The sequence below is a fragment of the Paenibacillus sp. sptzw28 genome (assembly GCF_019550795.1).
Lineage (GTDB): Bacteria > Bacillota > Bacilli > Paenibacillales > Paenibacillaceae > Paenibacillus_Z.
Genome location: NZ_CP080545.1, coordinates 1,958,445 through 1,984,015, shown reverse-complemented (window position 1 = coordinate 1,984,015; position 25,571 = coordinate 1,958,445). Strand labels below are relative to the sequence as shown.

Sequence of the window (25,571 nt, the reverse complement as noted above, 5' to 3'; positions counted from 1 at the left end):
GCCAAACATAAACAAAATAACCTCTGCGGCACCCATTGAAAGGGTGATCCGCAGAGGTTATCGATTGTGTTATTGGTTATTTGAGACCTATCGCAATCCAGTTAATGAACCCTTTAGGTTCGGGGCTGATCCGCGTCCGCACAACCGTAAGCTGGATGGCGGAAGGCGTTTTTGTTTTGATGACGGCAAAGCAGGATGGTTGATCTGTAGTAGCAACGAAAACATATGAATCGTTTACGAAAGGTTCGTCGAAAATGAGCGTTACATCCAACTGCTCGGCTTGACCGGACAAATTGTACGGTGTCAGACCGAATTGCTGGAAAACGGCAGCCGTCTGCTTGATTGTTGTAATTGGCGTAAAATCAAGCTTTTCGACGCTTATGGTTCCATCCTCGAGCTCTGCGCCGCTGATTTCAACCGGTATTAATGAGGGAATGACGTCCGGCGCTAAATGGTCCACAGTTATCGATCCATGCGCTAGTTTATCAGCTGTGACCGCTCCCTGTGCTATTTTTTCGGCTGTGACCGCTCCCTGCGCTATTTTATCGGCTGAGACCGCTTCCTGCGCTATTTTATCGACTGTGACCGCGGCATCTGCCAAATTCTCGTTCGACACCGCGCCTTCTGCGAGCAATGAATCGGATAAGAGAGACTGCTGGAGCAGTCCGGGCGCTAATTTTTCCGCCGTTACCGCACCGTCCTGCAGCGCTTCCGTACCGACTGCGCCAGCGGCGAGTTTATCAATGGTTACTGCGCCATCCTGCAAAGAATCGCTCTCGATCGAACCGGGAATCAAATGTGCAGTCGTTACCGAGCGTACCGCAATCTTACCGAGAGTTACCGCCCCGTCCTGCAGCGACTCGGTGCTAACTGCTCCCACCGCGAGCTTCGCTTCCGTTACCGTGCCATCCTGCAGCGTCTCTCCACTAACCGCGCCTAGAGCTAGCTTCGTTCCTGTCACCGCGCCATCCTGCAGCGTCTCGGTGCTAACTGCTCCCACTGCGAGCTTCGCTTTCGTTACCGCGCCATCCTGCAGTGAGTCCGCGCGTACCGCGCCTGGGGCCAGCTTCGTTTCCGTAACCGCACCATCCTGCAGCGTCACCGCGCTAACCGCGCCTGCGGCCAGCTTCGTTTCCGTCACTGCGCCATCCTGCAGCGATTCCACGCTCACCGCGCCTGCGGCCAGCTTCGTTTCCGTCACTGCGCCTTCCTGCAGCGATTCCACGCTCACTGCGCCTGCGGCCAGCTTCGCACTCGTAACAACGCCGTCCTGCAGCGATTCCACGCTCACTGCACCGGCCGCCAGCTTCGCGCTTGAAACAACGCCGTCCTGCAGCGATTCCGCGTTAACCGCTCCCGCCGACAGTTTCGCACTCGTAACAGCTCGGTCCGCAAGCGCTTCGCTCTCGACGGATCCGGGAATAAAGTGCGCAGCCGTTATTGACCGTATCGCGATTTTATTTTGGGAGACCGCGCCTTCCTGCAGCGAATCCGCTCCTACCGCGCCTGCCGCCAGCTTCGCTTCCGTCACCGCGCCATCCTGCAGCGTCTCTGCGCTAACCGCGCCTGCCGCCAGCTTCGCTTCCGTCACCGCGCCGTCCTGCAGCGACTCCGTGCTCACCGCGCCTGCCGCCAGCTTCGCTTCCGTCACCGCGCCATCCTGCAGCGTCTCTGCGCTAACCGCGCCTGCCGCCAGCTTCGCTTCCGTCACCGCGCCGTCCTGCAGCGACTCCGTGCTCACCGCGCCTGCCGCCAGCTTCGCGCTCGTTACAATGCCATCCTGCAGCGATTCCACGCTCACTGCACCTGCCGCCAGCTTCGCACTTGAAACAACGCCGTCCTGCAGCGATTCCCTGCTCACCGCGCCTGCCGCCAGCTTCGTGCCCGTTACAATGCCATCTTGAAGCGATTCCGCGCTAACCGCACCGGCCGCCAGCTTCGTACTCGTAACAACGCCGTCCTGCAGCGATTCCGTGCTCACCGCTCCCGCCGACAGTTTCGCACTCGTAACAGCTCGGTCCGCAAGCGCTTCGCTCTCGACGGATCCGGGAATAAAGTGTGCAGCCGTTATTGACCGTATCGCGATTTTATTTTGGGAGACTGCGCCCTCCTGCAGCGAATCCGCTCCTACAGCGCCTGCCGCCAGCTTCGCTTCCGTCACTGCGCCGTCCTGCAGCGTCTCCGTGCTCACCGCGCCTGCTGCCAGCTTCGCTTCCGTCACTGCGCCGTCCTGCAGCGACTCCGTGCTCACCGCGCCTGCCGCCAGCTTCGCTTCCGTCACTGCGCCGTCCTGCAGCGTCTCCGCGCTCACCACGCCTGACGCCAGCTTCGCTTCCGTCACCGCACCATCCTGCAGCGACTCCGTGCTCACTGCGCCTGACGCCAGCTTCGCTTCCGTCACCGCACAATCCTGCAGCGACTCCGTGCTCACCGCGCCTGCCGCCAGCTTCGCTTCCGTCACTGCGCCGTCCTGCAGCGTCTCCGTGCTCACCGCGCCTGCCGCCAGCTTCGCTTCCGTCACCGCACCATCCTGCAGCGACTCCGTGCTCACTGCGCCAGCCGCCAGCTTCGCTTCCGTCACTGCGCCGTCCTGCAGCGTCTTCGCTCCTACCGCACCTGCGGCCAGCTTCGTTACCGTCACTGCACCGTCCCGCAGCGACTCTGCTTTAACCGCGCCTGCGGCCAGTTTCGCTCCCGTCACCGCGCCGTCCTGCAGTGACTCCACTCCTACCGCGCCTGCGGCCAGCTTCGCTCCTGTCACCGCGCCGTCTCGCAGCGACTCCGCTTTAACCGCGCCTACGGCCAGCTTCGCTCCCGTCACCGCGCCGTCCTTCAGCGACTCCGTTCCTACCGCGCCTGCGGCCAGCTTCGCTTCCGTTACCGCGCCATCCTGCAGCGACTCTGCTCCTACCGAATCTGAAGCCAGCTTTGCGCTCGTAACAGCGCTGTCCTGAAGCGAATCCACTCCTACCGCACCTGCGGCAAGCTTCGCTTCCGTCACCGCGCCATCCTGCAGCGACTCTGCAACTACCGCGCCTGAAGCCAGCTTAGCGCTCGTAACAGCGCTGTCCGCGAGTGCTAAGCTGTCGACGGATCCGGGAATAATATGTGCCGTCGTGATCGATCGCTCCGCGATTTTGTCCAGGGTCACCGAGCCTTCCTGCAGGTGCCCCGTGCTTACGGAACCGGGCGCCAAGTGATCAACGTCTATGCTGCCTTGGATAATGTGCCCGGCTCCGATTGTCCCCGGTTTAATTTTGCTGCCGTGAATGACGCCATCCGGGAATTTATCAAACGCCATCAATTCTCCGGCCAGATGCACATGCGTGATCGATCCTTTACGGATATGGTAGCCTTGAATGGATTCAGCCCGCAAATGTTTTCCCGCAATCGTCTCGAGCAGAATATGCTCGCCGCTAACTGTCACCGGAGCCAGCTTGGAGCCTGTTACTGCGCCGTCCGCAAGCTGATCGGTGCCGACGGCGTTCTCGCTTAAATGTTGGAGAAGGACGCTTTCGTTCTTCAGCTGCAAGCTGCCTACGGACGAATCGGCCAGCTGCTCTGTGCCAATTGCACCCGGTGAGACATGTGTGGTAAGAATCGCCTTATCCTGTATGGATTGCGAACCTATGGCGCCTTTTTGCAAATGAAGGCTGCCGACACTGCCGCCAGCCAATTTATCCTCAGTAACGGCCTCGCGGCTCAGATGCATCTCACGTACGCTATCGACGCCAAGATGAACGCCAAGCACCGATTGCTCCGACAAATGCCGGCTGTCAATGGCTTCTTCCGCAAGGTGATTGCCTTCAATCGCACCGGCGGCCAGCTTAACTGCCGTTACCGCTCCGTCTGCTATCGCATCGCTGCCAACAGCGCCGGCGGCAAGATGACGGGCATTAACAGTCTGTTCCGCAAGATGGCCAGCTTTGACAACTCCCGGAGCCAGATGCTCGCTGCCGACTAGTTGCGGGGCAAGCTGTTGGCCCGTAACCGCTCCTATTGCCAGCTTTGCGGATGTCACACTGCCGTCGGCAAGCTTGCTTGTGGTCACCGCCAAGTCAGTCAGCTTATCGGTAGAAACGCAATCGGGGGATAGCTTGAGCGAATTAACGACATGATCTGCCAAGTGATGAGAATAAACAGCTCCTGCCGCCAGATGTCTCTCCGTAACCGCTCCGTTTGCAAGCTTTTGCGATTTTACCGCTCCGTCCTGCAATGATTCGGTGCCGACCGCAAGATCCGCAAGGTGTGCGGATTTAACCAGGCCCGGCTGCAAATGGTGCGAACTGATCGCCTCGCTGGATACTGTTTCCTCGGTAACCGCGCCAGGTGACAAATGATAAGAACGAATCGCTCCCGGCGATATTTTATGAAAGGTGATCGCTTCATCTGCCAAATGCTTCGTACCTACCGCATTTTCGGCTATTTTCTTGCCGCTTACGCTGCCGGGAGTGAGCTTACTTTCACTGACCGATTCGTTCGCCAGCTGCGCCCGGCCTACCGACCCGTCGGCAAGATGCTCCTGCTGAACGGCTTTCGCGGCTAGCTTACGTTCTGTAACCAGGCCGTCGGCCAAATGACCGGTTTGCACACTTCCGGCGGCAAGCTGTTTGGGTCCGACCGAACCGGGAGTGATATGCCCCTCTTCGATGCTGTTAGGAGCAATTTTATCCGAGCTTACGCTCGCACGGCCCAGATGTTTCCCCTGCACCGAATCGTCCGCAAGCTTCGTGGTTGTAATGCTTTGATCGGCTATTTTGGAAGCGGTGACTGCATGGTCGACAAGCTTAATCGTTGAAACCGCCATATCGGCGATCTTCGGCGATGTAACGGCTAAGTCTGCCAAATGCTCAGCACCGAGCTCATTTAATGCGAGGTGATTTCCTTTTACGGACCTTTCCTGCAGATGCGCCGATCCGACGGCTCCCTCCGCGATTGCCGGTCCGGTGACCGCTGCTTGCCCCAGCACTCTTGACCCGACCGCTCCTTCGGCTAAATGGTTTGCGGTGATTTCGCCCGGGGCCAAATGCTTTCCCAGCAGCACACCTGCGGCAACATGCTCGGCGAGCAGCAGTCCGGGTTTAAGGTGTACGGATTCGATGGCGCCCAAGCCGATTTTCTCGCTGGTGACCGATTGGTCGCGCAGCTTAGACCTCGTCACCGAGCCATCCGCTATTTTGGATGTATGAATCGCATCGTTGGCGATATTTTCAGTGCGAATCGTGCCGCTCTTTAGTTTGCTTGTTGTAACTGATTGATCGTCAAGCATCTCTGTGGTTATCGTAAACGGCTTCAGATGCTTCGCCTCGATGGAGCCTTCAGCAAGCTTATCGGCGCTGATCGTCCGGTCGGCGAGCTTCTCCGAGGTGATGCTGTTATCGCGCAGCTTCTCCCCCGTAATCGACCGGTCGCGAATTTTCGACCCGGAAATAGCGTTTTTGGCCAAATGATCGCTGGTAATCGATTCTGAAGCTATTTTGGACGAAACGATCGCACCGTCCGTGATTTTGATGCTTTCTACCGCAAAATCGGCAATCGTCTGCGTGACGACAGAACCGGCTTTCAGCCGAAACGCATCGACCGCACCATGCGCAATTTTGTCTGTCGTGATCGCATTGTCCGCGATATCGTCGGTGAACACAAACGGCTGAGGTTGATCCGGCAAACGCCGCTCCTCGGCAATTTCTTCCTTGCTCGCCGAATCAAGTTTCGGCAGCTCTTCCGGCAGTTCAGCCTCCTTACTGGCCGGCAGCTCGGTCTCTTTGGCAATTTGTTCAACCTTGTCTGTCTCCGCTGCCGATTCAGCGGCGTCGGAGGTTTTGGAGATGTCTACCGCCTCAAAAACGGTCGAAAACGCCTCCTCCCGCAGCTGCTGCGGCGGAGTTTGAAGCTGAAAGTGAGGCTGCTGCTGCTGCTGAGGTTCCGGTTGAGGCTCCGCCTGAGGCTGGGACTGAATCTCAGGCTCCAGAACCGGAGCAAAAGCATGCACCTGTACCGTTTTTTTCTCACCCGCGCGCTGAGCTGCAGGTTTTTTTTTCAACTCGTCGAGCCATTTCAACTCCGAAGCATTCGGATTATCCACGTAAAATAACGGTTTTCGCCCTTTGGGGCTGTTCCCTTTTCTGCTCTTCGCCATAGCCCTCTCCTTCTTCAAGCTAAGATGTCATAGGTATCATATGCATTCACCCATGGGCAGGTCACTTGAGCGGCGGACGATTTCAGCGGAAAATACTCAACGGGCGGCTGCAGCAGAAAAAACCGTCGGTTAGTGAGGGCACCACGGCTCGGTTTGGATCATTTGTACGCCTCTTGACAGAGTGGCCATATAAAGCTCTGTACCGTACCAATCGATGTCGGTGACAGGCACGCCTGGCTTGACCGAAAAGAGTGTGACTTGTTCGTTCCTCAGAGTGATGCGGTATAGGCCGTGGTCAGTGCAAGCATATGCATCCGGCTGCCTGGATACAACGGAAAAAATATGAATTCCGTCAAACCGGCTCGTGTTAAAGCCGCCTCGACTGTTACTGACCACGAGATCGCCGCGATCGCTCGCTCCATACAGATGCTGCCTCGATGCCGCAAGTGAAGCAACGCCAAGACCAAGCTCGAAAACGGCCCAGCGGTCTGCGATTCTGTCATACATCGAGATGCCCCGATCTAGGCCGATATACAAGAACTGCGGGGTGAATAAAAAGTCGTACACAATTGAGTTTTCATGAGTGGATAGCTTCCACTTACCGGAGGACCTGTAATGAAGTCCGGACTGCGTCGCGGCAAAACTGCTTTAATTGATAATAATTATCATTGTCAACAGCAAGGATATTTTATTCGGACCTCGAATTACTATGATGGGGTTAAACTATGGTTAACGGAGTGGTGCGCGTTGATACACTTATTTCAATATAACTGGATGGTTAGAGATGAATGGTTTGAATTGTGCAAGCGAATTCCAGGCGAGGAATTGCTCCGTCGACGTATCGGCGGAGCTGGCAGTATTCTGTATACGCTATTTCATATTGCAGATGTGGAGTACAGCTGGGTTCGGGGTATACAAGGTAAACCGGATGTCCAGGTTTCATTTGAGGACTATAAGTCGATTCCGCAAGTCCGGGAGCTTTCCGATTCCTGGAAAGCTGAGACAGCGTCGTTCGTTCAAACATGGACAGAGAAGCTTGAACAAGAACTTGTGAGCGTTCCGTGGAGTGATGGACGTTACAGCAAAGGGGAAATCCTGCGGCACGTGATCGCTCATGAGATTCACCACATGGGGCAATTATCGGTGTGGGTAAGGGAACTCGGCTTTCAACCGGTATCGGCCAATTTTATTGGACGGGGGTTGCAAAGATAGCTTATAGTTTCATATAAAATTCTCATGATGCATCTGCTGCCCGTCTTCGTCAGTGAAGATACCTGCTCCGCCTTGTTCGATTTCATCCAGAAACGATACGTCCATACCGATATAAAATGATTGTGACATGCAGATAAACCCCTACCCTCAGCTACTCTTTAACCGATCCGACAACCAGACCTTTAACGAAATACTTCTGCAGGAACGGGTACATGATTAGAACGGGAAGCGCCCCGATAAAGATCTGGGCAGCGCTTACCGTCTTCTGCGACAGCAGCGCCTGCTCCTTCGGATCGATGCTCATTGAACTGAGGTCCTTCTGTATAATAACGGTCTGCAGGAAGCTCGCAAGGGGGAAATCCTCCTTGTTGTTGATATAGAGCAAACCGTCAAACCACGAATTCCAGTGAAAGACGATACTGAACAGTGCAAGCGTGGCGATCGCAGGCAGCGATACCGGCAAATAAATACGGAAAAGTGTGCGGAAATGGCCGGCTCCGTCGATCAGCGCAGCTTCCTCAAGCTCCTTCGGTATGCCGCGGAAGAAATTCATCATCAATATCGTTAAATAAACATTGACCGCTCCGGGCAGCACCAGAACCCAGAAGTTATTCATCAGCCCGAGCTTCTGTATAACGATATAGAAAGGAACCAAACCGCCGCTGAAAACCATCGTGAATACGAATATCCACGAATAAGCGGTCCGTGCTTTAAACACGGTGCTCTCCTTGGAAAGCGGATATGCGGCCAGGAAAGCGAGCAGCAGCGTTAGAGCGGTGCCTATCACCGTTCGTTTAACGGATACCCAGATGGAATGCAGAAAAACCGGGTTGTCGATCGTTTTTTTGTATGCCTCGAGAGAAAAATTAACAGGCCATAGCCCGACCATATTGGCGTCCGCCGCCGATTTGGCGCTGAACGAAACCGCCAGCACATGAAGCAGCGGAATGATGCACATAATCGACAAAAGCAGCAGCAGGGCGATATTGGCAACATTGAAGATTCGGTATGGTAACGTTTTATGATACAAGTTCGTTTGCCTCCATTCTAGAAAATACGATAATTAGCCCATTTGTAGGCAAGCCTGTACGAAAGAAGAATAAGAACCATACCGATAACGGACTTGAAGAGGCCGATCGCCGTTCCGAAGCCCATTTCGCCGTTCAGAATAGCCGTACGGTACACAAACGTATCGATAATGTCGCCTTTCTGGTAGACGAGCGGGTTGTACAGATTAAAGATCTGGTCAAAGCCCGCATTTAAAATATTGCCCAAAGCCAGCGTGCCGACGACGACCGCCATCGGGATCAGAGAAGGAATCGTAATGTGGATCGTTTGCTTGAGCCTGCCGGCTCCGTCCACCTCGGCTGCCTCATAAAGGGACGGATTGATACTGGCCAGAGCGGCCAGAAACACGATCGTGCCGAAGCCGAATTCCTTCCACACGTCCGAGACGATAACGGTTACGCGGAACCAGTCATTATCTCCCAGGAAGAAGATCGGTCCGATTCCAAACCAGGAGTGAAGGATCTGATTCACAAAGCCCCCGTCCGACGAAAGAATGTCGATCAGGATGCCCCCAAGGATGACCCACGATAGGAAATGCGGCAAATATACGAGCGTCTGGACAAACCGCTTGAATACCTGCTTACGGATTTCATTGAGGAACAGCGCGAATATAAAGGGCGCCAGCAGATTGAAGAGGATTTTCAACGAAGCGATTATCAAGGTGTTGAACACGACCTCCATACTATCCTGCCGCTCGAACAAATACCGGAAATTATTGAGTCCGACCCAATCGGATCCGGTGAATCCGAGCCACGGCTTGAAATCTTGAAAGGCCATCACGATGCCTGCCATCGGAATATAGCTGAATACGATCAAAAACAATAAAGACGGTAAAATCATTAAATGAAACGGCCACGTTTTCTTGAACATTTCTTGCGTCCCCCTGTTCCCTGCCCTGTTATATTGCGATTATAGCAACCTTCAAAAAGCTTCAAAAGCAGGCAAAACCAATATAAATGGCACTATTACAACCAGTTTGGACCGGGAACGGCAGCCCCGGAATTCATGGTGTAAAAACGGGTTAATAAGAAAAAGCGGCCTGCTTCCGGCCGCTTTCCTCACCAATCTCATTTGCTCAATCCTGCATACCAATCGTTAACCTCTTTAGTGATTTCATCGCCGCCGGAGGATTTCCATGTTTGCACGAAAGCATCGAAAGCGTCGGCCGGTTTTTTGCCGTAGATGATTTGGTTGAACGTTTCGCTTTCGATTTTGTTCAGGTAGTCCATTTTGGTCTTCATCGTTGGGGTAATCGGTCCGGTAAACATGTCCTTGAAAGAAATGTCCTTCTGTTCCAGCAGCACCTTCGCCGCAGCAGGCGTTTCGGCACCGTAGTTGTTTTTCACTTCTTTCTCCAGCCTGGTCTTCGGCTCCTTGCCGTCCGCAAGATTCAGCAGCGCCTTCATTTGAGCATCCGGAATACGGGCGCCGTCACGAACGAGCAGGTAACGGATGGAGTTCACGTAACCGCCCGGAATTTTATCCATGAAAAGCGGTTTGCCGTCTGCATCGAGATCGTAGTCATAGCCTTTGAACAAGCCGAAATCAAACTTGCTGCCCGGCTGCGGATCTGCAAAATTGTCAAATAAATAGTTTTCGTAAGTGAAGAAGGCTTCCGGGTTTTTCATGTTTTTATTGATCAGAACGACACCGTTCGTGAAATTCGTGCCGTGGCGCCCGGCTTTACCGTCAGGACCGGCCGGAATCGCGATCGGCTTCCAAACCGCGCCTTTAACATTCTTCACTGTATCCGATAAAGGCCATCCGCCCATCCAATACGGGCCGGGGATGATGCCCGCTTTGCCCGCGACTGCCGGCTCGGACGTCTTGTTCTCATCCCATAGAGCCGCTTCTTTCGGGATAAATCTTTTGGTAAACCATTCATTCAGCTTCTGCAGACCCTGCTTCATGCCTGCATTAGCCGAACCGTACTCCAGATTACCGTCGGTACCCAGATTCCACTGCTGCGGAATCGTTCCGTAGGCGCCGAATATCCAGGAAGGGTCGCCCATCCAGGTGTTCATTGAATTCTTGAAGCCGATGCTGAGCGGAACGACGTCATCCGGCTTGAGGCCGTCCGGATTGTTGTTCTTGAACGCATCCATAACTTTCTCCAGCTCATCGATCGTCTTCGGTGCTTGAAGGCCCAGCTTGTCCAGCCAGTCCTGACGAATCCACAGCATATAATCATGGTTATATGCGTAATCGAGAACCGGTATCCCCATCTTCTGTCCGTCGCGGACGTAGGGATTCCACACGTTCTTGTCGAGCTCCATCGCTTTCTTCCATGTGTCCGACGCATATTGATCGAACAGCGGTCCAACCTCGCGGAACATGCCTGAGTCGATCAAATCCTGCGCGAGCTGCGCATCGCCGATCATAACCATGTCCGGCATCTCTTGTCCGGAGGACATGGCCAGTCTGAGCTTGGTGGCGAATGCACCGTTCGTATCGGTAACCGACCAAAGCGATTTGATATCGATGCCCAGTGTATCGCGGGCCCATTTGGTGGCGACGTTATTCTCTATAGTCTCGTTATTCTTGAATGTAAGTGCCGGGTCTACACCCCATACCGTCGAAATGGTAACCGGTGGATCATATTTCTCCTTGTAGACGTTTGCCGCTTGTTCCTTATCCCCGGGTGTGCCGGAGTTCGTGTTTGCGCTTTCATTCTTGGCCTTATTGCCGGAGCATCCTGCCAGCAGAGTTATGACCAGCGTCAATGCAAGCAGTGTTAGCCATGTCTTTTTCAACCTCATGTTGTTCCCCCTCTATTCATCTTCCTACATTTATAATTATAGGGGGGTGTCGTCCGCCGGCCTATGTCATTAAACGAAGATTTCTGCACCTTTGCAAACCTGTTTATTGATCGCGAAATTCGCCCGGCGTCACGCCATAATACTTTTTGAACATTTTGCTGAAATACTGCGGGTTCTGATAGCCGAGCTCGGAGGTAATTTCATAAATCTTCTTATTGCTGTTCTTCAGAAGGTAATGAGCCTTCTCCATCCGCATGCGGATAATGTAATCTCCGAGGCTTTCCCCAGTCTCGGCCTTATAGATTTTGGACAAATACACCGGATGGAGAAACACGCGGTCTGCGATCATCTTGACCGACGTTTCCTGCCCCAAATCCGTCGATACGATCTCGTGGACCTGCCGGATAATGAAGCTTTTGGTATTCAGCGCGCTGACGGACAATTCCGCCTCTAGCTTGCCGAGAATAGCGACCGACCACTCCCGGACACGGCCTGGCGAATGAAGGAGGCTTTGATCGAATAAAGGGTTATAGCCCGATGGATCGAGCTCAGCCATATATTTGCCCTGCTTGTGCGACATATACATGAACGCATTCGTTATGGATAATAAAACGCCATATAGATGCTCCCTGGTATACCGCCTTTGCTCCAAATCGGCGAACACCTCGTTAATTTTGTGCTCTGCGGTGTCCCATTGGTTTGATTCCAGCAGATGAATAAGCGTAGGCGGCTTGTAGAGCAGATCGATCGATTTGACGGAGGTATCGCCGCTCACATGCCGGTCCTCCAAAAAAATGATTCCGCCCGCTGCATCGGCTTGATTTGGCAGCATCGCGCTTAAACCTGCACGATACGCTGCCGGAATTTCGTCCGGAAATTCGAACCACTCCGTCAGAAGGACAGAAATCTCCCCCTTCAAATAATTGCTCACATTGTTCCGGAAAAGCCGCACTCTCTCCTCCAGACTGTCCCGCCGACGTTTCTCGAAGTCGTTCGAAAGTTCGATCCTGCGGATGTAATCCTCGTCGAGGGCTGCCAGCACCGCCACGCAGTTATGCGGAGCTTTGCAATTCCAGGTATGAAATTCGCCCGCGAACACTTCCTCGGCAATGTTGCCGACCGCATATTCCATAAGCGATATCGAATGATGATCCAGTCCGTTAAAGGAATCGCTGAGCTGAACGAGAATCAGAACCGCCGCTTCTCCGATCTTGAAAGGAAGCTCGTACTGCTTCAGCTTATCATCTACGGTTTTGTGGGATAGCTTGCGGCCCAGCAGCAGGTCGTGCATTAAATTGGCCCTCAGTACGGCAAAATCTGATTTGCGGTTATACATCAGCTGATTGTACTTGTCCGACTGGCTCCACTCGTCCTTAAGCGATTCGATCGCATTCGTTACGCTTTGCACAAATTCATCGTCGTTTACCGGCTTTAAAATATAGTCGAACGCCTGGAGCTGAATTGCTTTCTTCGCATATTCGAAATCAGAGTGTCCGGTCAGCAGCATGCTGCGGATATGAGGCCACCGCTCGGCGACTGTCGCGATTAGCGTCAGCCCGTCCATTTCCGGCATCCTGATGTCGGTAACCATTATATCGACGGACTGCTCCTCCAATATTTGCAGCGCTTCCTGCGCAGAACTTGCCTGATAAACGCTTGTGACGCCGATTTCCTGCCACGGAATTGTCTTAGCCAGGCTCTCCGTAACATATGACTCATCGTCAACAAGTAATATCTCAATCATAGCTGCCCTCCATCGTTTGATTGCCGCCCGTCTGCTCCAAGGTCCAGCTTAAGCGTGACCTTCAATCCCCCAAGCGGAGATTCCGATACGTTCAATCCGGCTGCATCTCCGAAGCGCAGCTGCATACGCTGGTGCACGTTCCACAGCCCGCAGCCCATCTTCTCATCCATCGGCTTATACAGCTTACTCTCAAGCGCCGCAAGCTCTGCAGGTTCCATTCCTTTGCCGTCGTCCTCCACGATGATGCACATCCGGTCTCCTTCATATTGTCCGTAAATCCTGATCCATCCCGCGTCGCTTCGGCTTTCGATGCCATGTATCACAGCATTCTCCACCAGCGGCTGCAGGATAAGCGGAGGGATATCCAGCTTTCGCATGCGCAGCGGGATTTCAATATCATAATCAAGCCGTTTCATCCGCATCTTCTGAATTTCCAGATAGCTCGTCACAAACTCCAGTTCTTCCGATAACGGCACCAAATCCCGCTCCTGCCTCGTCGTGTAACGATAATACTTGGATAAATTTTGCGACATTGCCACGACGGCCTGGTGATTCTGCAGCTTCGCCATGCTGGATATGAATGAGAAGCAATTATAGAAGAAGTGAGGATTGATCTGAGACTGAAGCTGTTTGAGGCGGGCTTCCCGAACATGGATTTTCTCCATGTACACTTTCTCGAACAAGTCCTGAATTTGCGCGACCATCGAATTAAACCTGGCAAAAACAAAGCCGAATTCATTGTTGCCTTTGGACTCCATCCGTACCGAATAATCGCCGTTCTTCAGCCTTTGAAAGCCCTGCACCAGTTTTTTCAGCGGAACCTGTACCTGGGCGTACAATAAATAAGCCGCCAAACAGCTCATCAGAAGCAGACAGCCGACGGAAATGTAGAAGAGGAGATTGGATTTTTGAATCGGCTTGAAGATGTCCGCGAGCGGCATGTAGTCTATCAAATACCAGCCGGTTGTCTTCGAATTCACAACATTCACCATGTACGAGCTGCCGTCGACCTTGACCGTCCGGTAATCGATGTCATGAAGCTTCTCGTCCTGGAGGCTCGCAATAATCTTGTCCGCAAGCTTCGTATCGGCGGTCCTGTTGTAAATGACTCCGGTTCCTTTCTTGTAGAATACGGGATCCCTTCGCCCGTCGCTCTTGAATTTATCCAGCATATTCTGAATATTGACGCTGTCGAACTGAAGCTCAATAATCAGATTGGCATTTGCCGGGTCATGCAGCTCCGAATAAGGATAAACGGTAATTAAGGAGAACAGGAAACCGTTTTGTCCCGCTTTCCTGGCGACCTGCCAGCCGGGCTTCAGTCTTTTTCTCAGCTCCGTATCGTTATAAGTCCTTACATCATTGACAGATATAACTCGCTGCAGCAAGGGTGAGTAGATAAACAGGCTGCTTCTCCAATCAGACGAGCTCTCCTGAATGTTCAGCTTCGTCTGGATCCGCTTGATCAACGTGATCGGTTCCAGATCCAGATACTTACTGTAGCTGAATATGTCCTTAAGGGTGAGGATGTCCGGATCCTGGATCAACAGATTGGGCCACAGCGTGAGCAGATCCATATTCGTATTTACCTGGTTCTGAAAAAAAATCAATTGATTCGTGTTGGAGCGGTTAAGCTCTTCGCCGAGAACACCGGTACTGGTCTTATTAGAGTATAAGTAAAGCCCGACAATCGGCACCAGCATAATGAGGAGCAGAATAACCATCTTTCTAAACAGATTATACCGGGGCATTCCGTACTCGCACCTCGCCCTAAATTATCATAGTAGCCTCATTGTAGATAACAAGACCCGGCGAAGCAATGGAAGCTCAGGGCATAAGAGGTATTTCTTTCATTCTAACGTGCGATCAATTGATGAAACAGGGCATAAAATAAAGTAAACAGCACTTTTGGCAGCCAAAGAAGCCTTCACATAACAGAGGGGCGGCTGTTATCGGAAGGCTATCTTTTATTACTTGCAGTTATGGACCGGCAGACGCGGCACGGTTGTTTAAATGGCGTCCCTGACGATCGAACCGTCCTGCAGCGTGACAGTCCGCTTGGTGTACCCGGCAATTTGAGGGTCATGAGTAATAAGCAGGATGGTGTTGCCCTGCTCGTTGAGCCGAAGGAGCAGTTCCAGCACCTCGTGGCCTGTCTTCGTATCAAGCGCTCCCGTCGGCTCATCAGCCAGCAGCAGAACAGGATCATTGGCCAATGCGCGGGCGATTGCGACCCGCTGCTGCTGCCCGCCCGATAACTCGGCCGGCCTGTGCCGGAATCGATGGTCCAAGCCGAGCATTTCCAACAAGTGGAGCGCCCGTTCTCTTCGTTCTTTCTTCGGCATGCCTGCATAAATCATCGGCAGCTCAACATTCTCGAGGGCATTCAGGCGGGCCAGCAGATTAAATTGCTGGAATACGAAACCGATTTTTCGGCTGCGGACCTTGGCTGCCTGCATATCGGACAGCAAGCTGACATCAAGCTGCTCCAGCATGTACGCCCCGGAGGTCGGCGCATCAAGCAAGCCAATTACGTTCATGAGGGTCGATTTGCCCGAACCGCTCGGTCCGATGATAGCGGCAAAATCGCCTTTAGTCACATTCAGATTGATATCTCTCAGAATATGAAGGTCTTCCGCCCCCCTGTAATGCTTATTAACGCCCCGCAGTTCTATGATATTCATGAAACCTTTCAACCCCTCCGTCATTCATGACGCAGCGCCTGGATCGGCAGCAGCTTGGAAGCCCGGCTTGCGGGCAGAATACCGAACCCGATACCAATGAGCATAGAGAATAACACTCCGCCGGCCACAACCGGCCATGAAATCATCGGCGGCCAGTGCGTAATCATACTTACGAGGTATGAACATCCCCATCCGAGCGAAACCCCGATGATACCGCCGGCTGTCGTTAATATGACCGATTCGATCAGAAACTGCGTCAGTATTTCACCACGCGTCGCGCCAAGCGCTTTACGGATGCCGATTTCCTTCGTGCGCTCCGTAACGGAGACGAGCATGATGTTCATCACCCCGATCCCTCCTACGAACAGGGAAATGCCGGCGATGCCTCCGATAATGGATGTCATAATGCGGGAAATCGTAGAGAGCGATTTGCGAAGCTCCTCCAGATTGAATATCGTATACTCGCCTGTTTTCCGGTTGCTCTTCTTCGTTTGGTTGAGCAGCTCGACAGCCTTCTCGCCTGCGGTCTGAAGCTTGTTCTCGTCCGCAGCCTGAATAGTCAGCGCCTGAATCTCGTCCTTCCCGTACATAACCGGCCAAACGGAAAGAGGAACATACATCCTGGAGCCTGCCAGACCGGCAAGCGGACCGGAGTCTTCCTCCGCAATGCCCACCACTTTAAAAGGAACCCCCTCCACCTCCACTACCGCACCGAGGGCTGATGTTCCATTAAACAGCTTGTCGGCAAGCCGTTCCCCAATTACGGCTGACTTTCTGCTCTGGCGGATATCGGCGGCCGCCAGCCACCGCCCCTGGGTGATTTTCATGGGGTTAATGTCTTCATAGCCGTGCGAAATGCCTGTAAGCTGAACATTTGCCTTCCTGTCCAGATAGCCCGCCTCCGCGGTATTCGTATTGACGGCGATAACCTGTGAAATTTCCGGTATATTCCGTATCAGTTCGATATCCCGCTCCGTGAACAGCGGCTCCGAAAGCGTCTGTCCCCCCATTCCGGCCCCTTCTTCCTCAAAGTACCGGAAATCAATATCCAGCGTATGCTTTCCACCGGTAGAGAAAAACTGCTTAAGCATCTGTTCGCCGCTCTGGCCGATCGCGACAATTGTGATGACAGAAGAAACTCCGACGATAATGCCCACCATGGTCAAAAATGAACGGAGTCGGTTTGCGGCAATCGAGAAAATCGCGATTTTGACATATTCACCCACCATATTACGATGGCGCTCCTTCAGCTTGTACGGCTGTACCGTCCTTCAGCTCCGTATTGGGGTTCGCAACGATTTGTTCCCCTTCCCTCAGACCCTCGACGATTTCGACGAAGCTGTCGTTGGATTCGCCTGTCACTACATGCCGGGTGCGCACGATACCCCCCTCTACAAGCAGGACGCTTTCCTGGCCGTTTTCATTCCGCACCGCCTGATAGGGGACGACCAGCCGCTCGCCTTTCAGCTGCAGGCTGATTTCAATAAATACATGGTACCCGTATTTCAGCGCATCGCTGGGCTCAACAAGATCGATAACAACGGGGTAAGACGTGACCGCATCCTTCTGTGCGGCAGTGTCAGCGCCGGTGGAGCTTTCTACGGGAATATAGTCGATCTTCCGGATTACGCCTTTCAATTTCACGTCCGGTTGAACCTTCGGCTTAACGGTGACCGTTTGTCCCGGCTGAACGAGTACGGCGTCGAATTCCGTAATCGTACCTGCTATGTGGTACTCCGGCTCGGAAACAATATGAAGTATCGGGGCCGTTGACTCGCTGCCGCTTAGCCCGTCCTCGGTGATCGTCCGGTGGACAACGCCGGAAATACGGCTTTTGACCAGCATACTCAAGCGCCTCTCTTCAAGCGTCTTTCGCTGCTCATCGAGCCCCTTTATCTCAAATTCCGATACTTTGATTTGCTGCTGCAAGGCGCGCAGCTCCTCAGCGGTTTGATTGACCGCGGCATCGGTGTCGCTGCCGTCCGTATCGCCGCTTAAGGTCCTGATCCGGTTTTTGAACTGCTGCTGAAGCTCTGTCACTTTCCCCCGATTATCTGCGAGCTGAAGGTCCAGCCTCTTTCTTGAAAGAACCACATCGCGAAGCTGTCGTTCCAGTTCTTCCCCGTGGTAGCGAAGCAGCGGCGTTCCCTGCTTCACTCGCTGTCCCTCATGGACCAGTAGATCATATTCACCCAGTTCTCCGTCGCGATAAATTTTCTCCTCAGCAGTCGGCAGAACGATGCCGGAAGCAAGGATCGAGTCGCTCATCCGCTCCTTGTGAACGGTAACGGTTGCAACGACTGCCGGTGTTGATGAAGAGGAGGGCTGATCAGCGGTCACCCATATATTCACAGTCACAACCGCAGCTACAGTCAGAATGGCTGCCCAGATATATGTCTTCTTCACTCTATATACCGCCGATATATCCCGAAATGAGCGACGATGCAAGCCAAGTGACGATCACCAGCGCCACGCTTCTGACACGGCGATTCTCCGGTGACATCAAATAGATACCGAGCGTATAGAGCAGCATGCTCCAAATGCCAAATACGGTCAAAGCCGAAAGCATGCCGGCGATAGGGGAATCCTCAGCGGACAGAAACGGGAATAGTTTGGCTGGCGACTCCATTAGAGGCTTCAGTGTAAACAATTGGATGCCTATACGGAGGAGCGTGTCCATCAGCAGCGGGATGTAGGCGAAGCTGCCTAGAATGAACAGCTGACGAAACGGAATGTTGACCCGGAACAGCAGAAGAAGCAGTTTGTTCACTATCGAGTTTAATAATATGAATACCACCGGGGTGAATAAAGCGACGATGCCGGAGCCCAGCATCATAAAAATTTTATAGGCCTCGTAGGTATCGGATTCGATGGAGTATCCGAGTACCTTGCTCATGTCTTCCGCCCTGAAGAAGGAGATGGACGCAACCGCAAGCACGAGCGAGAAAATGCTTATAATCGCAATGAGCGAGAAGAACTGCTCCCGCTTCATCCATTTTTCCATGATCGGCTTCGGATTTACAATCACCTTCGCCACATCTGTAAGCACCATCCTTAACCCTCCCGGCTTTCGCTAAATTATGAGCTTAATGCCATCACGACAATCGGTGTAAACCATGCTTCGATCATGCCTGCGACCCATAGCAGCAGTAAGGACGCCGCAGTGCATCCAAGTATCGGTTTCCAGTCGAAGACGAATTTCTCTTTGGCTTTTGTATACCGGATAATGGCCCGCAGAGGATACAGGCCGACTGCCCCGGCAAGCAGCATCGCCGGCACCTCGAACAATCCGTGAGGTATCACGTGCAGCAGCGCCGGAATAACGGGGATATGCTTCATCAGGCCGATAAGCAGGTACCCGATCAAAAAACCGTTGAACAACAGTGCGAACAGGCTTGATAGTCCGAACGTAACCATTCCGCCGATGAAATAAGCAATGCTTTGCGTATTATGGACAATGTAGGTCGCAGGGTTTCTCGACAACAGCCCCGGGTCCGAACGTTCCAGCTGTTCAATCGGCGTACCGGCTCCCACAATCGCGCCTGCGACCGCTCCGAGAGCATAAAGAATGAAAGCGGCGAGAATAAGGGAACGAAACACTGTCCAGCCATAGGCAAGGGCTTCTCTGAGCATGACCGGTTTCATTCGTTCACCGGACCGGCTTCTTCGCCGGAGATACGCAGCAGCGCTTCCTCCAATGTGCCGGAAGCATGGGCCTGTTTCTTCAAATCCTGTATTCCCCCGCTGTATACCATCGTTCCTGCATGAATGACCACAACACGGCGGCAGATGTCCTCGACAATGTCAAGCCGGTGGGACGATAGCAGAACGCCGGCCTTGCGCTCCTTCGCATACGACAGCAGGAACGTCTTTGTCTCCTTCGTCGAGAGCGCATCGTATCCGGTCATCGGCTCATCGAGCACAAGCAATCCCGGATGATGGATGACGCCGGTTATCATCGCCACCTTCTGCTTCATGCCGTGAGACAAGGTTTTCACATATTCGGACCGCTTATCGTCCAGCTGGAAAACGTGCAGCAATTCGTTCATCCGCTTCTCACAGGCCGTCCGGGGCAGCCCATGCAGACCTGCCGTAAAACGGATCATCTCCTCAACAGTCAATAAATTGTACAAATAGATGTCGGATGGAACATAGCCGAGTGACGGCTCAGCACCTCCGCCTTCCTTACTGGGAGCGCCGCCGAGCGAGGCTTCGCCTTCTCCCGGCTTCAGCAGGCCGGCAATGCATTTGAGAATGGTCGTTTTGCCGGCGCCGTTATGACCAAGAAGACCAACAACCTCGCCTTCCTCCACTGTAAAGCTGATTTGTTCCACAGCAGGCCGGTCAGTGCCTTTATAACGATAGGACAAATTATTCACCCGAAGCTTTTCCATCACAATCGCCATTCCTTCCACCACGGTCTAGTGAGCAGCCACGTCAAAACTGCGCACCATATCATACTCGACAATACGATTCCCGCAGCCGACACGGCAAAAAACAGCTCCTCGGTAATTCTTTTGCCGTAAAGCATCGCTCCTGACGTGCCCATTACGGTGATGTGCATCAATTCGTATCCCCGCAAAATAAGCGACTCGATCAATGAAGCTTTCTCCGACGTGCCGATCCGGGATTCATCCTCCCAATCGAAACGGGGGTACATCGCAGAGGATGTAACGGAGGCCAGACTTGAAACGAGATTGATAAGCACAAGCGACAGCAGGCTGAATGCCGCCAAGCTGAGAGTAAGATTAAGGACGATGGATAATATGAGGCTTGCCATGAAACCGAGCGCTGTCGTCAGCGTAAAATGCAGCATGATTTTCGCTTTATAGATACTCTTGGGCGTCCGTAGATGCGTCAGCAGAACCTGCATCATCATCCCTTCCGCGTCCACGCTTGTGGCTCGCGATACGAGGAAGCCGGCGAAGCTTGACAGCATGAGCTGAGCGGCAAACATAGCCGAGAACGAGACAGCCGGGGATTGAAGCCACCCCATCTCGCGGATCCCGGTTCCGATTCCGATCAGGACCATGAGAATCAGCACGAAATTTCTTAAGGATGGGAGTACATTATAGTGGTCCCTTGAGAGCAGCATTAAATCTTTGGCGAACAGGTTCCACATCGGCCGATTCCAACGGCCAATAAGATCGACCTTCCGCTTGGCGTTCAGCACCGTCTCCGGCAATTCCTGCCGAAGCGATATGAACCTGTCCTGCAGCCGGTAAACCAACGTCACCGCCGCTGCAAGCAATAAAACAGTCCATGCTGCGTACCACCCTGAATGCCCCGAGAGCAACCAGTTCGAAGGAATATAAGGACTGGCCAGCGTATCGGAGATGGCAGCCAGCCGGCCTGCCTCATCCGCAATTACGGTGCTTAGAGAGCTGCTGCCCACCCACCTGATCGCGAAGTATCCAAGTGCGGCAAAGAGCGCCGATTTCATCACAAATGTTATAGCCGAGCTGCCAAGCTTTCTCCCGTTCCGCCTTAGAAAAGAAACCGTCATTACCAGAATCCGAACGGCTAGGGAGCTTGCGGCAAGGAGCAGCAGCGAAGTCGTGTACCAGCCCGCCGGAATATGCTGAGTGAAAATGGCGTTAAAGGCGATTGAACCCCCGATAACGAGCGGTACGAACGGAAATACGATCTTCCAGGCATACACGTCAATCAGCTTGATCAACTGGACATTGGCGGATGCTCCGTAATGGACCTGTACGAACTCAGTATCTTTAGAGTGAAATGCGCGAATATACACCTCTTTATATGCATCCGTAATAAACGTTAGGCCAAGCAGCATATAGATAACCGAGAAGGCGGCGGACAGATGATCCGCTTCCGGCACATAGCCCCCTGCCCTTGTTAACAGAAATATTGCACGAAAGACGAAATAGCTGATCCCTGCCGTCAAAACCGGCAATCCGGCAAACAGCAATGCCACATGACCGGACCGAATTCGGGCTGCGCTGAAAAATTGAGTGACGAACCAGCGAAAGTAGAGCAGATGCTGGATTTGCAGCAAGAAAAAAAACTTTTTCAAGCTTTACACACAACCCTTTGTCATGTTAATTTAATGTTAAAATTATAGTTTTTCTATATTTAGCCGCCTCTGGTGTGATCCGGAAGAAACGTGTATCCTTTGGCGGATATTTCTATTGATTAAAGAGAGCAGGCAGGTTGCAGCCTCCCTGCTCTTCCGTAACAACCTTTTCTTTCAAAGCGGTTGCTTTATCCGATTACCAAGCTGCAACCGCTTTGAAGGACCACTCTTTCAACTTGCGCTTAATCAGATAGACCAGGGTGGCGTATCCGATACCGATAATGCCGCCGCTAGCCAGTATGATGCCGATAATGGACCAGATGGAAGTACCGGCCATAACCATGCGAATTACGGCGTATGCGGTTTCAACGCTTAAACCAAGCGATGCTACAAGCTCTAAAGCGAGTTGTTCCACGTATTTACCTCCTCCGATATGATGTTATTACCATGCAACTACAGCGTCTGCCGTCCACTCTTTCAGCTTGCGCTTCACGAGATAGATCAAGCTCGCGATGCCGATACCAACGATTCCGCCGCCTGCGATGATAAGCGACATAATCGACCAGAAGGATGCCCCAGCCAGAACCAGGTTAACGACACGGCGGGCGATAAGTGCAGGCAGTCCGATTGTAACAGCCAAATCCAATTCCATTTTCTTTCACCTCCTTCCGCACTCATTATATGAATTATCAAAAACTTCTAACAATCGTAAAATTTTCCTAATTTATCGGGACGGATTGTTTCTTTTATTTATATGGTGTAACAGATTCCAACATGATTGACGTAAAACGAACTGAATTACCACTCTTTTTCCCTATTTTTTTAGGCTGTGAAATTGCGTTTTTGTAAACATCGGGTATTGCGGATCAGGAATTTATTAACTAATCTTAACAATTTCTTACAATTGAGGTACCGCCTTTAGGCTTATATCACAATATTGATGCTAAAAAAACAAAACCAATGTCGAATTTGTTCGCAATGAACTTAAAATTCGACACTGGTTTTGTTTGTGTATGGCTGACTAATGGGTATCCCGATATGCCGCGTGCCAGAGAGACCCGGTCCCGCAGCCAAGCGGGAGAGAGGAAGAAATCGCAGCGGTTACGAACTGCTTCGCTCGTAATGCGGCCTCGTGAGGCGGACTGCCGTGCGCCAAAAAAGCGGCTAGCGCCGACGCCGTCGTGCAGCCGGTCCCGTGCGTATGCCTGGTCGGGAGCCTCCGGGCGCGCAGCAGGAGCGGCTCATTCGAGCTGCCGGCCTGCTCCACGAACACATCAATTGCCTCTTCTCCGCTGACTCCTTTTCCATCATCATATGGCAAATGTCCTCCTTTAAGCAGCACATTTCGCGGACCAAGCTCGAGCAGTTTACGCGCCGCCGCGACCATATCGTCGACCGTAACGATATCGGTGAGGGGCACATCAAGAAGCTCGCATGCCTCCGGCACGTTGGGCGTTAATACTTCGGCGAGCGGAATCAGCATCGTCTTCAATGCCGTAAGCGCCTCGCGGCGCAGCAGAGCCGAGCCGTCCTTGGCATGCAGCACCGGGTCGATTACAACATGGCCAATGCCGTAACGGCGGATCGCCCGGGCAACGAGCTCGACGATATCCGGGGCAAGCAGCATACCGGTTTTTACGGCATGCGCGCCGATGTCGCCAAGTACCGAATCAATCTGCGCTTCCACCACCTCTGGCGGGATCGGATAGATTGATTGAACGCCGAGGCTGTTCTGGGCCGTAACCGCCGTAATGGCGCTCATGCCGAATACCCCCAGCTCCTGGCACGTTTTCAAGTCGGCCTGTATGCCGGCTCCCCCGCCCGAATCGGATCCCGCGACGGTAAGCACCCGCGGCGGAAAGTCCGTTCCGGGAGCTGCCGTTTGCGGCAGCTCTGTTTCGCGGGCATTTGACTGGAATCGCGGATGATGCCGGCCCGACGTGTAAAAGCTCCCGCTCATCGCGCACTCCTTGACGTCGCAGGTGCGAAGCGTTCAGGAGCGAACCGCGCAATCGGCGTCCCGGGCGTCCGCCCGTTCAGCAGATCCGCAACGATAGAAGCTGTTACAGGACTGAGCAAAATGCCGTTCCGGTAATGACCGGCCGCCAGAATAATGTCCGGCCTTCCAGGTACAGGACCGATCAACGGCAGGCCGTCCCGGGTTGCGGGACGCAGTCCGGCCCATTTGCTCGCCGGCTCAAGCCCTTGAAGGAAAGGAAACAGCCTCGGCCCCCAACGCACAAGCCGGTCGATTCCTCGGCCCGTTACCGAAGAATCGTAGCCTGCAACGTCTTCAGAGGCTCCGCATACAAGCGATCCGTTTTGTTTTCCGACCCAATACGCTTGGCTGGAAAATACCATATGATTGACTCTGGCCGGAGGCGGTGCGTTAAATGAGCATATTTGGCCCCTTATCGGATGAATGGGTATCGGGAAGCCGAAGGTTTCCGCATAATAGCACGCCCAGGCTCCGGTACAAACGATCAGCGTGTCTCCCTTCACGATGCCGTGCCCGCTTGTCGATACGGATATGCCGCTTCCGGATGCGCCGCCGATCCTTGGAGCGTCGATCTCTCCCGCGTGGGCCAGGAGCGCAACACCCAGCTTGCGGCATGCCGCCTCAAGCGCAGCAACCAGCTTCGGCGCGTTAATATGGCTCTCGCCCGGGCAGTATAAGGCAGCAACCGCTTGAGCCGACAGCTCCGGCTCCAGCCGGCTCAGCATCTCCGGACCGACCAATTCCGCTTCGGCTCCTTGCGCGCGCTGCCAGGCGATCCGGGTCTGCAGCGGCAGCACATCCGCCTCGTGCATCGCCACTGTCAAGCTGCCGGTATGCAGCAGCTCGGCATCCATGCCGGAAATCGATTCGACCCTCTTCACCCATGCCGGATACCGGCGCAAGCTGTCCTGACACAGATGAAAGAACGGGTCAGGCTGCTCGGGGTTTTCCGTATAAGGTGCCAGCATACCTGCCGCTGCGCCTGACGCCTGGCCGCCGAATGCTCCCGGCTCTATTACGGATACGAGCGCGCCGCCGCTTGCCGCCTCGAACGCGCAGGCAAGCCCGATGATGCCGCCGCCAAGTACAATGACCCGCTCCGGCATCTTATAAGCTCCCTTCCGGAGCCGCTTTCACTAGTACAGGGGCTGAGATCCCCTCGGTCTCGCTGCTTGCCGAAGCGTATCGGCGCTTCGGAATGCGTCCGGCCTGGTAGGCCAATCTGCCTGCTTGGGCGGCGAGCCTCATCGCTCTGGCCATCGCTACCGGGTCGTTCGCCTTCGCCACAGGAGTATTGACGAGAATGCCGTCCGCGCCGAGCTCCATCGCCTGTACGACATCGAGAGCGGAGCCTATGCCCGCGTCTACGATAATCGGAACGGAAGCTTCCTCTACGATGAGTCCTATATTATAGGGATTAAGAATGCCAAGACCCGAGCCGATCGGCGAACCGCCAGGCATAACGGCGGCTGCGCCGGCTTCCTCCAGACGTTTGCACAGGATAGGATCGTCTGATGTATAGGGAAGTACGACAAATTGTTCTCGCACAAGCCTCTCCGTCGCTTTCAACGTTTCCAGCGGATCCGGAAGCAGAGACCGCGGATTCGCGCTGATCTCGACCTTGATCCAGCTGCCCAGACCTGCAGCCCGCGCCAATCTTGCGATGCGCACGGCTTCATCGGCATTGTTCGCCCCCGAAGTGTTCGGCAGGTAGGTCAGTTCCCTGCCCGCCATGTGCTGCAGAATCGAATCGTCCTCGACTGAATCAAGGTTCACCCGGCGTACCGCGAATGTTACTACCTCCGCCGCCGACGCTTCAAGCGCCTGCTGCAGCACGGCCGGACTGGGAAACCTTCCCGTACCGAGAAAAAAACGTGAAGACAGCCGCTTGCCGCCGATGATAAACGGATCATTTTGCTCAATTTCCGTCAC

General features: G+C 53.6%; 20 protein-coding genes. 1 reads left to right on the top strand and 19 read right to left on the bottom strand.

Annotated features, from left to right (window positions below):
- Positions 1-76 precede the first annotated feature (76 nt).
- Together KZ483_RS08875 and KZ483_RS08870 are read right to left on the bottom strand one after the other, a co-directional pair.
- Positions 77-6,136, bottom strand: a complete 6,060-nt coding sequence (locus KZ483_RS08875) for a WIAG-tail domain (protein WP_220352289.1) — start codon at positions 6,134-6,136, stop codon at positions 77-79.
- 129 nt (positions 6,137-6,265) lie between these two features.
- On the bottom strand, positions 6,266-6,643 hold the full coding sequence (locus KZ483_RS08870) for a hypothetical protein (protein ID WP_220352288.1): 378 nt from the start codon (positions 6,641-6,643) through the stop codon (positions 6,266-6,268).
- Between the two features lie 240 nt (positions 6,644-6,883).
- Between KZ483_RS08870 and KZ483_RS08865 the strand changes: the two genes are divergently transcribed.
- Positions 6,884-7,348 carry a DinB family protein gene (locus KZ483_RS08865; protein WP_220352287.1) on the top strand — a complete coding sequence of 155 codons (465 nt, stop codon included), beginning with the start codon at positions 6,884-6,886 and terminating at the stop codon, positions 7,346-7,348.
- Between the two features lie 151 nt (positions 7,349-7,499).
- On the opposite strand, the gene KZ483_RS08860 is transcribed toward KZ483_RS08865, so the two are convergent.
- The 17 genes from KZ483_RS08860 to KZ483_RS08780 all read right to left on the bottom strand — a co-directional run bounded on the left by KZ483_RS08860 (position 7,500) and on the right by KZ483_RS08780 (position 25,571).
- On the bottom strand, positions 7,500-8,378 hold the full coding sequence (locus tag KZ483_RS08860; RefSeq protein ID WP_220352286.1) for a carbohydrate ABC transporter permease: 879 nt from the start codon (positions 8,376-8,378) through the stop codon (positions 7,500-7,502).
- A 17-nt stretch (positions 8,379-8,395) separates the two neighbouring features.
- Positions 8,396-9,286 carry an ABC transporter permease gene (locus KZ483_RS08855; protein ID WP_220352285.1) on the bottom strand — a complete coding sequence of 297 codons (891 nt, stop codon included), beginning with the start codon at positions 9,284-9,286 and terminating at the stop codon, positions 8,396-8,398.
- Between the two features lie 197 nt (positions 9,287-9,483).
- The gene (locus KZ483_RS08850) at positions 9,484-11,175 is read right to left on the bottom strand and encodes a type 2 periplasmic-binding domain-containing protein (protein WP_220352284.1); all 1,692 of its coding nucleotides are present in this window, start codon (positions 11,173-11,175) and stop codon (positions 9,484-9,486) included.
- A 103-nt stretch (positions 11,176-11,278) separates the two neighbouring features.
- The gene (locus tag KZ483_RS08845) at positions 11,279-12,919 is read right to left on the bottom strand and encodes a response regulator (protein WP_220352283.1); all 1,641 of its coding nucleotides are present in this window, start codon (positions 12,917-12,919) and stop codon (positions 11,279-11,281) included.
- Positions 12,916-14,670 carry a sensor histidine kinase gene (locus KZ483_RS08840; RefSeq protein WP_220352282.1) on the bottom strand — a complete coding sequence of 585 codons (1,755 nt, stop codon included), beginning with the start codon at positions 14,668-14,670 and terminating at the stop codon, positions 12,916-12,918. The genes KZ483_RS08845 and KZ483_RS08840 overlap by 4 nt, the downstream gene beginning before the upstream one ends.
- Before the next feature lie 258 nt (positions 14,671-14,928).
- Positions 14,929-15,603, bottom strand: a complete 675-nt coding sequence (locus KZ483_RS08835) for an ABC transporter ATP-binding protein (RefSeq protein ID WP_309568656.1) — start codon at positions 15,601-15,603, stop codon at positions 14,929-14,931.
- A gap of 20 nt (positions 15,604-15,623) precedes the next feature.
- Positions 15,624-16,832, bottom strand: coding sequence for an ABC transporter permease (locus KZ483_RS08830; RefSeq protein WP_220352281.1), 1,209 nt, complete (start codon positions 16,830-16,832; stop codon positions 15,624-15,626).
- Between the two features lies 1 nt (position 16,833).
- On the bottom strand, positions 16,834-18,009 hold the full coding sequence (locus tag KZ483_RS08825; RefSeq protein WP_220352280.1) for an efflux RND transporter periplasmic adaptor subunit: 1,176 nt from the start codon (positions 18,007-18,009) through the stop codon (positions 16,834-16,836).
- A 1-nt stretch (position 18,010) separates the two neighbouring features.
- The gene (locus KZ483_RS08820; RefSeq protein WP_220352279.1) at positions 18,011-18,655 is read right to left on the bottom strand and encodes a hypothetical protein; all 645 of its coding nucleotides are present in this window, start codon (positions 18,653-18,655) and stop codon (positions 18,011-18,013) included.
- A gap of 26 nt (positions 18,656-18,681) precedes the next feature.
- The gene (locus KZ483_RS08815; RefSeq protein WP_220352278.1) at positions 18,682-19,248 is read right to left on the bottom strand and encodes a stage II sporulation protein M; all 567 of its coding nucleotides are present in this window, start codon (positions 19,246-19,248) and stop codon (positions 18,682-18,684) included.
- Complete coding sequence (locus KZ483_RS08810; RefSeq protein ID WP_220352277.1) at positions 19,245-20,009, bottom strand: ABC transporter ATP-binding protein; 765 nt, start codon at positions 20,007-20,009, stop codon at positions 19,245-19,247. The genes KZ483_RS08815 and KZ483_RS08810 overlap by 4 nt, the downstream gene beginning before the upstream one ends.
- The gene (locus tag KZ483_RS08805) at positions 19,997-21,640 is read right to left on the bottom strand and encodes a hypothetical protein (protein WP_220352276.1); all 1,644 of its coding nucleotides are present in this window, start codon (positions 21,638-21,640) and stop codon (positions 19,997-19,999) included. The genes KZ483_RS08810 and KZ483_RS08805 overlap by 13 nt, the downstream gene beginning before the upstream one ends.
- Before the next feature lie 196 nt (positions 21,641-21,836).
- The gene (locus tag KZ483_RS08800) at positions 21,837-22,055 is read right to left on the bottom strand and encodes a circular bacteriocin, circularin A/uberolysin family (RefSeq protein WP_220352275.1); all 219 of its coding nucleotides are present in this window, start codon (positions 22,053-22,055) and stop codon (positions 21,837-21,839) included.
- Between the two features lie 27 nt (positions 22,056-22,082).
- Complete coding sequence (locus KZ483_RS08795) at positions 22,083-22,292, bottom strand: circular bacteriocin, circularin A/uberolysin family (protein WP_220352274.1); 210 nt, start codon at positions 22,290-22,292, stop codon at positions 22,083-22,085.
- Positions 22,293-22,661: 369 nt separating this feature from the next.
- Complete coding sequence (gene thiD, locus KZ483_RS08790; RefSeq protein ID WP_220352273.1) at positions 22,662-23,600, bottom strand: bifunctional hydroxymethylpyrimidine kinase/phosphomethylpyrimidine kinase; 939 nt, start codon at positions 23,598-23,600, stop codon at positions 22,662-22,664.
- Complete coding sequence (gene thiO, locus KZ483_RS08785; protein WP_220352272.1) at positions 23,597-24,745, bottom strand: glycine oxidase ThiO; 1,149 nt, start codon at positions 24,743-24,745, stop codon at positions 23,597-23,599. Before thiO ends, thiD begins: the two co-directional genes overlap by 4 nt.
- 1 nt (position 24,746) lies before the next feature.
- Positions 24,747-25,571: a thiazole synthase gene (locus tag KZ483_RS08780; RefSeq protein ID WP_309568655.1), complete on the bottom strand. Its 825-nt coding sequence runs from the start codon at positions 25,569-25,571 to the stop codon at positions 24,747-24,749.